10 protein-coding genes are annotated in these 11,972 nt (G+C 35.0%); 4 read left to right on the top strand and 6 right to left on the bottom strand.

Annotated elements, in window-relative coordinates:
- Positions 1–44: 44 nt before the first annotated feature.
- A complete protein-coding gene (locus ACXAGJ_RS09430) occupies positions 45–317 on the top strand; it encodes a hypothetical protein (RefSeq protein WP_073318543.1) in 273 nt (90 codons plus the stop codon).
- Positions 318–339: 22 nt separating this feature from the next.
- Here the strand turns inward: ACXAGJ_RS09430 and bioA are convergent, their stop codons facing one another.
- The 3 genes from bioA to ACXAGJ_RS09415 are packed head-to-tail and all read right to left on the bottom strand — an operon-like array spanning position 340 to position 3,461.
- A complete protein-coding gene (gene bioA / locus ACXAGJ_RS09425; RefSeq protein WP_474839208.1) occupies positions 340–1,653 on the bottom strand; it encodes an adenosylmethionine--8-amino-7-oxononanoate transaminase in 1,314 nt (437 codons plus the stop codon).
- The gene (bioD, locus tag ACXAGJ_RS09420) at positions 1,650–2,291 is read right to left on the bottom strand and encodes a dethiobiotin synthase (protein ID WP_474839206.1); all 642 of its coding nucleotides are present in this window, start codon (positions 2,289–2,291) and stop codon (positions 1,650–1,652) included. Before bioD ends, bioA begins: the two co-directional genes overlap by 4 nt.
- A gap of 18 nt (positions 2,292–2,309) precedes the next feature.
- Positions 2,310–3,461, bottom strand: a complete 1,152-nt coding sequence (locus ACXAGJ_RS09415) for an aminotransferase class I/II-fold pyridoxal phosphate-dependent enzyme (RefSeq protein WP_474839204.1) — start codon at positions 3,459–3,461, stop codon at positions 2,310–2,312.
- A gap of 98 nt (positions 3,462–3,559) precedes the next feature.
- On the opposite strand from ACXAGJ_RS09415, the gene ACXAGJ_RS09410 reads away from it, so the two are divergent.
- Positions 3,560–4,102: a GNAT family N-acetyltransferase gene (locus ACXAGJ_RS09410; protein WP_474839202.1), complete on the top strand. Its 543-nt coding sequence runs from the start codon at positions 3,560–3,562 to the stop codon at positions 4,100–4,102.
- On the opposite strand, the gene ACXAGJ_RS09405 is transcribed toward ACXAGJ_RS09410, so the two are convergent.
- Positions 4,080–6,959 carry an alpha/beta hydrolase family protein gene (locus tag ACXAGJ_RS09405; protein WP_474839200.1) on the bottom strand — a complete coding sequence of 960 codons (2,880 nt, stop codon included), beginning with the start codon at positions 6,957–6,959 and terminating at the stop codon, positions 4,080–4,082. The genes ACXAGJ_RS09410 and ACXAGJ_RS09405 overlap by 23 nt on opposite strands.
- Before the next feature lie 172 nt (positions 6,960–7,131).
- Positions 7,132–8,145: a hypothetical protein gene (locus ACXAGJ_RS09400; protein ID WP_474839198.1), complete on the bottom strand. Its 1,014-nt coding sequence runs from the start codon at positions 8,143–8,145 to the stop codon at positions 7,132–7,134.
- Positions 8,146–8,457: 312 nt separating this feature from the next.
- Between ACXAGJ_RS09400 and ACXAGJ_RS09395 the strand changes: the two genes are divergently transcribed.
- Positions 8,458–9,078: a dual specificity protein phosphatase family protein gene (locus ACXAGJ_RS09395; protein ID WP_474839196.1), complete on the top strand. Its 621-nt coding sequence runs from the start codon at positions 8,458–8,460 to the stop codon at positions 9,076–9,078.
- Between the two features lie 27 nt (positions 9,079–9,105).
- Positions 9,106–10,161: an NAD-dependent epimerase gene (locus ACXAGJ_RS09390; RefSeq protein WP_474839194.1), complete on the top strand. Its 1,056-nt coding sequence runs from the start codon at positions 9,106–9,108 to the stop codon at positions 10,159–10,161.
- Positions 10,162–10,169: 8 nt separating this feature from the next.
- Here the strand turns inward: ACXAGJ_RS09390 and ACXAGJ_RS09385 are convergent, their stop codons facing one another.
- Complete coding sequence (locus ACXAGJ_RS09385; protein WP_474839192.1) at positions 10,170–11,840, bottom strand: ArnT family glycosyltransferase; 1,671 nt, start codon at positions 11,838–11,840, stop codon at positions 10,170–10,172.
- Positions 11,841–11,972 lie beyond the last annotated feature (132 nt).

The raw sequence follows: 11,972 nt of genomic DNA, 5'->3' as shown, positions 1-11,972 counted from the left end.
TGTTAAAAAAAAGTTACTTTTGTGTTAAGCAAACCGTACCCCTAATGTTTCAAAAATTACCAAGTAAACATCATTCAAAAGATTTTGAGTCGTTCTCAGAGATCTTAGAAAGTGATGGAATCATCGTTTTTGAGGGGATATCGGATAGTTTTTTAAAATTCAAAGAATCCTTTGATGACTATCAAAAAGAAAAGTTTGAAAATGAGATCAAGTACTTATCGGATTGCTATCAAATAGACCAAACCAGCTTTAATTACTACCGAAATCCCGAAAAACTATCCAAAAACTATGCTAAGCGACTCTTAGCCTCTTTATAGTTTTTTATTTGTGAATATCTTACTAGACGTTTCCCAATAGCTCAAGTATAGCTTCATACATTTTGTTCAACTGTTCTGTACTTACAACATATGGCGCAAGGATATAAATAGTACTCCCCAGAGGTCTTAAAAAGATTCCTTTTTGCATAAAATGATCAAAAATCTCATATCTCTTTTTTCCATATCGATCCATCTCAATCTGTAAATCCAACGCATAGATCACTCCTTGTTGTCTGGTTGTTTTTATTTTGGGATGATTCTTAATTTTTTGATCGAACTCTTGATGCGAAGTTGTTATTCTTTCAATATGATTTTGATACTCCTCACTTTGTAATAATTCTATACCTGCCAATGCCGCTGCACATGCTATAGGATTAGCCGAGTAGGTATGCGCATGAAAAAACGCTTTACCTACAGAATCGTCAAGAAAAGCATCATAAATATTCTGAGTGCAGCTCGTCACAGCCATCGGTACAAATCCTGCCGTAAGTGCTTTTGACATTGAAATGATGTCGGGTTTAATCTCTATGATATCTGAGGCAAACATACTCCCCGTTTTACCAAAGCCTGTCATCACCTCATCTGCTATAGTGATCACCTCATTTTCTTTACAGATCTTAAGAATTTGGTTGATATACTTTGCATCAAACATATGCATAGCATTGGCCCCTTGAACCAAAGGTTCATAAATAAAAGCTGCAACAGAATTTGAATCGATGATATTATGTAATTTCTCAATTACCTCATCAATATTGTTGGTATTTGGGGTCGGAATGCGCTGTACATCAATAAAAAAATCTTCAAATGGCCCATTATATACTGATAAACCCGATGCAGACATCGCTCCAAAGGTATCCCCATGAAAACCATCTTCAAAAGCAATAATCGTATTCCTCTTTTCTCCTTGATTAAAATGGTATTGCAATGCCATCTTGATCCCAACCTCATTTGCTGTTGAACCATTATCCGAAAAGAATATTTTTTCCTGATTTTCCGGAAGTATTTCAATTAATGCTTCAGAAAGTTGAATGGCGGGCTCGTGTGTAAATCCTGCGAATACAATTTGATCGAGTTGTTGCATTTGTTTTCCAACCTTTGCCAATATATACTCATTACAATGCCCATACATTGCAGTATACCACGATGCAATCCCATCGATATATTCTTTCCCCGATTCATCATACAACAAAGCTCCTTTTGCTTTTACAATAGGCAATGCTTCGGGATGAATTTTGTGTTGCGTAAGCGGATGCCAAATGTGTTTTTGATCACGTACTCTCAGTCCATTCTCCTCAATCATCAAATCGCTTACTTTATTGTCTTGTTCTACCTTCATAACTTCTCCAATTTTTCCTGAAACAGCTCTGCATATTCTTTGATTACACTAGTATCAAAAAAAGGCTCATTTTCGATTCTCCCGATCACAGGAACATCTGCCATTTTTTTAATGATTTCTTCGGTTGTTTTGTGTTCATCTCCACTAAAAATGATCGAAACATCAAAACCTTGCTCTTTTAGAATCTTTACCGTCATTAAGGTATGATTAATACTTCCCAAATAATGTCTAGATACCACAATCACTTTATAATCTGGTGCTATCAAATCCATTATCGTATCCGTATCATTGAGCGGTACCAACAATCCTCCCGCACCTTCAATCACCAGATGATTATCTGTTTCTGGAAGTGTAATGTTACTTTTTTCGATAACAAGATTATCTATTGCTGCTGCGGCATGAGGACTCATAGGCGTATGCAATGCATAGCTGTTTTCATGAAATACCGATTTTGAATTAGACACCAGTTTTTTCACCTTATCGGTATCCGAAAAAGCCAGATCTCCAGCCTGTACAGGTTTAAAATAATCTGCTTGTAATGCTTCTACAACGATTGCCGAAGTAATAGTTTTACCAACTTCTGTGCTTATCCCGGTTATGAATACTTTTTTAGGAGTTGCCTTTGATTTGCCAGGCATAATTATGTCTTTAAAGTTTTAAACAAAGGTAGCTAACAGCTTTAAAACTTCATCAATTTCTTCTTTAGAATTATAGCTGTGTAAACAAAAGCGCAAACGTTCTTTTCCGAGAGGTACCGTAGGAGACATAATGGGTTTTACATCAAAACCTTTCTTCTGTAATCCTTGTGCAATCTTTTTTACTTTTTCATTACCCGAAATAATGCAGCACTGTATTGCCGAGTCACTATCAATACATAGGGATGCTATCTGGTAGTCCTTTAGCTTTTGTCTAAAATACCTGATGTTTTCGAGCAGTTTTTTGGTTTGATCTGTACGCTGCAACTCTCCATACGCCGCTTGAATTGTCGCTATTGCATGTGCCGGTAATCCAGTGGTATAAATAAAGCTTCTGGCAAAATTAACCAAATACTGTTGTAATATCTTTGATCCTAGCACTGCAGCTCCATGACACCCCATAGCTTTACCAAAGGTGATTATGCGTGCAAACACTTCTTGCTCTACTTCTAATTGTTGCAATAAACCGACTCCATTTGCTCCAAATACTCCTGTAGCATGAGCTTCATCAATGATTAGAAAAAAGCCATATGTTTTGCTCAAATTGACGAGCTCTTTCAGATCTGGGCAGTCACCATCCATCGAAAAAACAGATTCGGTAACAACATATACATCTCCCAAGTGTTGATGTTCTTCATTCTTTGAAATTAGTTGTTCAAGCTTTTTGCTCAAATCCTCCAGATCATTGTGTTTAAACTTATAGGATTTGGCGTGACTCATCTGAATACCATCTCGAATAGAAGCATGAATCAATTCATCAAAAAAGATCACATCCCCACGTTGTGGTACGCTAGAAAAGAAACCAATATTAGCATCATATCCAGAGTTAAAAATCAGCGCTGATTCGGCATTGTGATATTTCGCTAAAAAGTTTTCGGTTTCTGTATACAATTTGTGATTACCTGTGAGTAAACGAGAACCCGTTGCTCCATTTTGATGAAGCTTGTTTTGGGCAAGAATTTGATGGGCCTTATCAAAAATAGACGAAGACATTGCAAATCCCAAATAATCATTGGATGCAAAATCAACCAAATCGCTTTGGGTTTTTAAGGTTCGTAGTGCATTCTTGGCACTGCGTTCATTTAGTCGTTTTATAAGTTTTTTAGGTAACACAGCTCAAAGGTACAAAGACCATTAGATTTCAGAAACCTACTACAAAAATTATGCGCCTAATTCTACCAAAAGATATAGATTGACCGTATTTTTATAATATGAAAGATATTACCTATACCATTACTTCTTCTGCAGAAGAGTTACAACAAATTCTCCAACTTCAAAAAACGAATTTACCGGTTTCAATTTCTAAAACAGAAAAAGAACGAGAGGGTTTTGTAACCGTTGAGCATGATCTTGATATTTTAAAAAAAATGCATGATAGGCAACCTCATATCATTGCAAAACATGAAAGTAATGTGATTGGTTATGCATTATCTATGGTCAAAGACTTTAAAAATCAGATCCCAGTATTACAACCTATGTTTTTAAAAATAGATGAGGAATTACAAGGAAAGTCTTCATATCTAGTAATGGGACAAATCTGTATAGATAAAGCCTATAGAAAACAAGGCATTTTCAGAGGTTTATATAACAAAATGCGCGATGAATTGAACACCAAGTACGATCTATTAATTACAGAAGTTGCTGCGAGTAATACCCGGTCACTCAATGCCCATTATGCTATTGGTTTTAAAGACCTAATGATCTACGAAGATAATACTACCAAATGGCATCTTATCTATTGGAACTGGGAATAGTGGTTTTTGGAGCAGCTGAACCATTTTGTTCCAGATCATAACCAAAATATTTTCCTTTATCTACCCTAGAAACACCTTTTGTCATCCATACTGGAGCAGGCTTACCTTGCAAATAATGGTCAAAAAACTGCATCATTCTTATAGATAAGTCTTGTCTGTTTTTTTCTTTTCTCAGGTTGTGTTGTTCATCATTGTATACCAAAAGCCAAACTGGTTTTTGCAGTCTTCGCATCCCCATAAACATCTCAATTCCCTGATAGTATGGCACTGCTCCATCACTATCGTTATGCATCATCAATAATGGGGTTTCAATTTTTGGAATTCCAAATAATGGAGAATTCTCTATATACAAATCAAAGCCATCCCATAAATTCTTCCCTATTCTACTTTGAGATCGTTCGTATTGAAATGCTCTACTCAGACCAGATTGCCAACGAATTCCTCCATAGGCCGATGTCATATTACTCACGGGAGCACCAGCCATAGCCGCTTTAAACTTGTTGGTTACTGTGATCAAATAGGCTACCTGATATCCACCCCAGCTTTGCCCTTGAAGCGCCATGTTTGAGCTATCAACATATCCTAACTTTTCTAAAGCTTCTACCCCAGAAACTACACAATTGTAAGCACTAGGTCCAGGTTTACCATCTTCATAAACAATATCGGGAACAAACATAATATACCCATTACTTACCAAATAAGAAGGGTTTACAACAGATGCGCTGGGTCTTGGTGTATAATAAGTGTGATAGCTATCCGATCTTTTCTCATAAAAATACGTGATCAATGGGTATTTTTTTGAAGGGTCAAAATCTTCGGGTTTATAAATAATCCCCTCTAGTTTTTTCCCATCGTAACTTTTCCAGGTAAATAACTCGGCAGTTCCCCATTTAAAATCTTTTTTCTGAGGATTTACATCGGTTAGCTGCGTATTCTTTTGAAAATTAGAATCCGTATAATGCAAATCTTGAAAGGTGTCGAAGTTTTGTTGTTGAAAAGTAAAAACATCTGCTTCTTTTGCTTTTTTATATCGATTGATAAAATACGTTGTCGATTTTATTTTCTCTTTCATACCAGTATCTGTCAAAGTATATAATCCTGATGACTTAGTAGTTTTATCGAAACTGGTAATCAACAACTCATTATTACTGTAGGAAGCAAGGTTAGGATTTTCTTCATCCAATCTTAAGGTTCTATATTCAATGTTCTTTTTTCTTCCGTTACCTGTAATATTTACAGGTTTTGTATTTCCCGATAAAGACACCATCCAAACATCAAACTTATCATAAATCAATCCATTGCCAGCTTTATCAAACCCTCCAAAACCATGCATAAAAGGCAATGCAGGATGATCATCATCTTCATCATAAAAGGCCACTTTTAATTTTTGGGTAAGATTCTTTTTTTCTAAAGTCTCCAGATTCAGAGAAAACCAATGTTTTTGCTCCATATCATAATACAATGCATACTTCCCATCAGGCGATAAAAAAGGTTGCAATGCCGTTTTGGTAAGAGACAAACGCTTCTTACCTGTATAGGTATCGATTACATAAAAATCTCTGGTCCAAGGGAAATTCCAAGACCGTTCTACATCATAAGGTGCTCCTGTAGCTCCCAAAATAAATCTTTGCTCTCTGTTTTTATCAAAAAGGACATCCTTAAAGGTTTCGTCTTGAATCTCAACCACTGATTTTTTTTCAAGGTCATAGTAAGATATGTATGCTTCATTTTTTAAGTCCTTGATCCTGGCTTTCTGTTCAGGTTGTATCATTTTATCGCTCCAATTCCAAACGTCGACCTGAGGGATTTCATCATCCAAAAAAGTCGTATCCTTTTCATACGTCACTTTTGGTTTTGAATAAAAATAAAGTCGATTACTATTCTCGGAAAAGAATGACGCTTTCCCGTTTCCTAATTCCCAATTATTTCTAATATTTTTTCCTTGGGTATCCACCAAATTTGCTAATTGCTTATCCCCATAATAAAACAACTCATATCGAATGGAATCCAAATGTGTAGAGTCCTTTGCAGCCATAAACGAAAAGTGTTCTCCTGTTTTATCTACAGCTAATTTATCATACAAATATCTTGTAGAATCTATTACTGTTTTTGTTCCAGAAGGTATATCGTATGCAAAGATCCCTACATCTCTTTTCCTTACCTGATTTCCTTTTTTCTTTTTCCCACCTATATGATTGGTTGTGGTATAGTAAAATGCATCCCCTTTTTCAGGAACAACAAAATCTTTAATCTGAAAAATGGTATCTGTTCTTTTGGATTTTAGATCGTAAACCAATGCATAAGATTGCTTATATCCTTTTCCTAGTTTTGGTTTTACCGTATCTTTTTTAGCGTCTTTTTTAGTTTCGTCTTTAGCCTTAGGTGTTTGTTTCTTAAAATTTTCGATCACTAGCCATCCATTAGAAACTTCGGGAACCTTATACCCACTTACTCTTGCTATAGAATCATATATTTTATTTGTCTTTACATCATAAATCAAAAGAACATCCTTTGCTTTTTCGTCCTCTTTAACCTCTTTCTTCTTTTCTTGTCTAACACTGTTGTACGATGGTTTTCTTTTGAAGATTACAAAATGTTCATCTGCGGTTATTGAAGCATCATACCCATTGAAAGCTGTGAACTTTTGTTTTGTTTCTGTATTGTATATCTGCAGATATCCATCACCTCGCTTTGTAGTGGTTTCGATAGTCGAAACAATTAATTTTCCGGTGTTGGATATTTTGGTATCTGTTATATTTTTCCAGAGATCATAGTCTTCATGAGTTAATGCTCGTTTCTGAGCAAAAATTGACACTGCGAAACATAAAAAAACGAGGGTAATACTATTCTTAATCATTTTGTTGAGCTATATCTTCTCCGAAAAGTATAAAACCTTTTATCCACTGATTATCGTTTAACATAACTTTAGGGAAAAAACACGTTAATTTTTAAGGTCAAAAGTATTTCTATATGAGTGAGGGGTTAAAACATTCTTTTAACCCCTCTGCTAATTAGTTATTTATCTATTACTATTCTATCCCCAAATAAGGATTATAGGTATAGGTTTTACTGAAATTTCCTAGTCCGTTAAAATACTCATCTACCAAGTGAGCAGGATAATAAGCCATCCCTCCGGCAAGTAACCCTTGGTTACCTCCATCGTTTTTGTCGTCCCAATTCCATGGTGCATTTGCAGAACCATTTCCATAGGATTTTTGAAATGACTTGGCATTGCTGAACAAGCTAGTAGTAAAACGTTGATCCCACATCCCACCGTTCTCAAAAATATTTACCAATTTATACTTCACATTTCTATCATAAATGTCTGAAGGATATTCGCTGCTCGTTTTACTTGGATAATACACCACATAGTCACTACCCCCCGGTTTTTGTTTTGAATGGGCCTTGATCCCATGTCCTTTTGCTTCGGCAGAGGTTTTAAAGCGATTGATGCCATTGTGATTTTGCAAGGTTAGGGTGCCATCGATATCCTCATTTCCGTCGGTAAGGCCCGAATTTGATGTTTTATAGGAGTAAAAGTCAGAGTGAAAAACAGTAACTGCGCCAAGTGCAGCACCATAAGTCGTATTGTCCTTTTTTACGATGGTTAGCACTCCCTCGAGGTCATTTTCGTGCTCATCAAGTCGATACAAAAACCAAATGTCTGTCCAATCTCTTGGATGAAAAAAGGCATAAATAATAAAATAATGGGTTGATGTTTCTACCACAGAATAATACCCTACGGCATTTCCTTTTCTGGATGAATTGGCAATATTGTTCCAATTGTTCTTAGCATTTAGATCTCCGTCAAAATCATACCGTGTGATATAATCTGCTTTGCCGCTTAATCCATGCGAGCCAGTTCGATCCACATCCTGGTAATGAACAGGTGCGTGGTGATACGCAAGATCGAGATAAAAGTTTTGGTTTTTTGTGATATCATTTAATGTTTCGACATTCTTTTGATCCTGAAAAAGATCATCAGTGGTTTCGCAACTTACACATAGTGCAAAAAGCACAAATGTAAACAAGGTTTTTTTCATTTTTTGTGAATTTAAGGTTAGTATTGGTTATTAAAATTACTTTTTAATAACCCTTAGAATATTACCTCAATATCAAGTAAGTTTAACCAAAAGTTATTATTCCCATTATTGTTGGGCTAAAAAACGAATTTCATCTAATAGATTATTAATCAATAAGTTACGATACATTATTAGCTGTATGTTACTGCTTTTTTAAAATTTTTATTGCCAATTTTATCATTTGATTATTTTATCATTAGGCTTTAAAAATTAAACCCTTTTCTGTACTTAGATTATATAACTTCGAGGAGTAAACTTCTAATTTGAATCGACATGAAAACCACAAGAAGATTTGTGTTCACAATCTTAGGAATTGCGATTATATTCACTTCTTTTTACCTCTATCAAGTACATTGCAATTATAGATTCACTGAGGTTGCCCCTAATAAAGTATATCGATCAGCCGTTATTCCGCCAGATAAAATTGATAAATACATTAACAAGTATGGCATTAAAACGGTTATAGATCTGCGAATGGGGAGTGTAAGAGACCCGCTTAACCCGGCTCTTAATGTCGAAATTTTCGAGGAGAAAAAGGCTGTTGAGAAGATAAATGATGTACAATATATTAATATACCTTCGGATCAAATTCCGAATAAAAAAAATCTTGATCAATTTTTTAAAGTACTAGATCAAGAGGGATCCTATCCTGTCTTGATCCATTGTCATCATGGAACCGGAAGAGCTGTTTTATATAGTGCACTTTATCGTATTCAATATGAGGGGATGACTAACGAAGAAGCCAGATTAAAAACTAGACCTATAACTCTTTTAAGTCCATTTGATAATGAAGCACCAAAAGGAGAATGGCTTAAACAATTTACTTATACAGAAAGAGATAATGAAGAATATGCAGTTACTACTGCTATTCGGGATGAAAAATTACAAGAGTAAATAACCATATATTAAAATTAGTCGATAATGAAAATTTTAGTAACCGGAGCTGCAGGATTTATTGGGTTTCATGTAACTCAAAAACTTGCCCAAATGGGGCATCATATTGTTGGATTTGATAATATTAACAATTACTATAAACCTCAGCTAAAATATGACCGTCTTGATGAAATGGGTATTAAATTAGGTTTCATTACCGATAAAAAATACGTTACCTCAACTGTTTTTAAAAATTATAGATTCATAAAAATGGATCTTACCCAAAAAGCGGCTCTAATGGATCTGTTTCGTTACGAAAGGTTTGAAGTCGTAATCCATCTTGCGGCTCAAGCCGGAGTGAGATACAGTATAGAAAACCCAGATGTATACATCAAAAGCAATATAGAAGGTTTCTTTAATATTTTAGAGGCATGTAGACACTATCCCGTACAACATCTTACTTATGCTTCAAGCTCATCGGTTTATGGGAATACTAAGAACGTTCCTTTTTCAACCCAAGATTCAGTAGATAAACCGATCAGTCTATATGCTGCGACCAAAAAAAGTAATGAATTGATGGCATATACGTATAGTCATCTATTCAAGATTCCTACAACAGGGTTGCGTTTTTTCACAGTTTATGGTCCATGGGGAAGACCTGACATGGCCCCTTCATTATTTACAAACGCAATTATCAATAATAGACCCATTAAAATTTTTAATAATGGTGAAATGGAGCGGGACTTTACATATATTGATGATATCGTAGAAGGGATTCTTAGGGTATCCATTCACCCTCCTTCACAAGAAAATGAAAAGCCACCTTATGCCCTGTATAATATTGGAAATAGTAAACCTATAAAACTAATGGATTTTATCGGTCAAATTGAAAAACATCTGTGTACCGAAGCCAAGAAAAATTTCTTGCCAATGCAACCTGGAGATGTAAAGATAACCTATGCAGATATTTCAGGTTTGCAAAAATCAATTAATTATGCTCCAAAAACCACTGTCAATCAAGGAGTAAAAAAGTTTGTTGATTGGTATATCTCATATGTATTGATGGATAAAAACAGGGGCAAAACAAAAGTATTGGCTTTTTAAAACATTCTTTATTCTAGTTTTAACAAGTATGCTTTTTCAAGAATTTGGTTTCTGGTGTTAGGGTTCAAAAATCGAATGTTCAATCTAGTAATTCGATAATGGTTAATCTCATATTGTTTTGACCAGTGAATGTCTCGCTCCTTAAGAATATCGATTTGATCTTGGTATACAAAAAGCCATTTATTAGTATGTTTTGCATTAAAAAAATCCAAACGAAGTATGGGTGTTATTCGTTTTGTATAAAAATCCAGTGACCAGCTAGGTCTTCCTGCTAATCTGAAAACAGATTCTTCCTCAATGTTTTCAGATTGAATAATTTTTGCGGTATTATTTCCTGCCTGATAAAGTAATAATCTAGGGTAGAATTGGGTATGTAAACAAAAATTGATTAGTATCATAAAGTATACCGATGTTATGACCAACTTTCTGGCTTTGACCATAGAGGTGGTTATCAAAAAACACAGCCCAACCAACAAAAAAAGATAACATAAAATAATCCCAACGTGTGGCATTGAAAATGCCCAAAAAATCAAGAACAAAATAAAGACTGTTCCCAGGGTTAGTACTACATACTGAAACGACACTAAGACCTTGAGCACTCTACGTCTGTTTTTTTGATGCAATTCAGTAATATATCCTGAAACCAGGACTGCCAAAATAGGAAAAAGACTATTGAGATAATGAGGAAGTTTAAATTTGGAAAAACTGATTACAATTAAGATAATTAATACGCCAACCGAAGTTAATATCTCGGTTCCCGATATATATCTAAATTTTCTTCCCAAAAATGTTTTACACCTATGAAACAGCGCCAAATACCCTATTAACGACCATGGTAAAAATGCCCATAATAAAGTATGGAAAAAGAAAAAATAATCAGATCCTGTTTCTTCGAATCCAGAGGCTGTTAATCTGTCAAAACTTTGATCCCAAAGAATAAATCGTATACCCGAAATATTTGCCTTGCCATTGATTATTTTTCCCGGATGCATATCAAATTGCAAGTAGTACGCATATAAAACCGGGGTTATGGCAAAAACAAATACTAGTATCCCAACAAGTAATCTCCAAGACCACAATACATTCCATTTTTTTGCATACCATAAATAGCTTATTACGCATACTCCAGAAAAGAAAACACCAAGCTGGCCCTTTGTAGAAAATGCAAGAGCTACTCCAATTGCTCCAAGTATAATATGAATTAACTTCTGATAGTTTATGAACAAAATCAGCTGCCAAATTCCAAAAATGACTGTCCCCGTAAGCACAGCATCAGTTCTCACATCATGATTGGATAAGAAAATTGCCTGAGTTGACAAGAATACGAGAGAAGCAACATGAGAAGCAGTATCTCCGTAAAACTCTTTGGCCAACCTATTACAAGAATATGCCCCCAAAATTGTAAACAGTAGAGCGGGTATACGATAGGCAAATTGAGAAACCCCAAAAAGTTTAAAAGAAATAGCAGAAAGCCAAAAGTGCATGTGCGGTTTATCCAAATAATCTTCACCTCCTTTGTATAAATTGACAAAGTCATTCTCCAGATACATTCGCATCGCCATAACTGCATGCTGAGCAGAATCATTTTCCATCAAAGGAATCCAAAGCCCCGATAGATATACAAGGACTAATAATAGATATAAAACAAGGTAATCTCTCTTAAGAAGATATGCGCTCATGGTTCATGAGAAAATAAAATATTCCAATTACGCCAAAATAACATAAGAATAATGTATAAAGTACTATCCCATTCAGGACTTAACGATTATATAATTCTAGACGTTTTACTTATTAATTTGGTATCAGTTACT

It is taken from the genome of Aquimarina sp. AWH4_224 (assembly GCF_056160245.1).
The sequence above is the reverse complement of the archived record's forward strand: the minus strand, read 5'-3'. Positions and strand labels throughout refer to the sequence as shown.

Bases quoted from the DNA above. Each gene is read 5' to 3' on its own strand.
- ACXAGJ_RS09430 (WP_073318543.1), top strand. From the start codon at position 45: ATGTTTCAAAAATTACCAAGTAAACATCATTCAAAAGATTTTGAGTCG.
- bioA (WP_474839208.1), bottom strand. From the start codon at position 1,653: ATGAAGGTAGAACAAGACAATAAAGTAAGCGATTTGATGATTGAGGAG.
- bioD (WP_474839206.1), bottom strand. From the start codon at position 2,291: ATGCCTGGCAAATCAAAGGCAACTCCTAAAAAAGTATTCATAACCGGG.
- ACXAGJ_RS09410 (WP_474839202.1), top strand. From the start codon at position 3,560: ATGAAAGATATTACCTATACCATTACTTCTTCTGCAGAAGAGTTACAA.
- ACXAGJ_RS09405 (WP_474839200.1), bottom strand. From the start codon at position 6,959: ATGATTAAGAATAGTATTACCCTCGTTTTTTTATGTTTCGCAGTGTCA.
- ACXAGJ_RS09400 (WP_474839198.1), bottom strand. From the start codon at position 8,145: ATGAAAAAAACCTTGTTTACATTTGTGCTTTTTGCACTATGTGTAAGT.
- ACXAGJ_RS09395 (WP_474839196.1), top strand. From the start codon at position 8,458: ATGAAAACCACAAGAAGATTTGTGTTCACAATCTTAGGAATTGCGATT.
- ACXAGJ_RS09390 (WP_474839194.1), top strand. From the start codon at position 9,106: ATGAAAATTTTAGTAACCGGAGCTGCAGGATTTATTGGGTTTCATGTA.
- ACXAGJ_RS09385 (WP_474839192.1), bottom strand. From the start codon at position 11,840: ATGAGCGCATATCTTCTTAAGAGAGATTACCTTGTTTTATATCTATTA.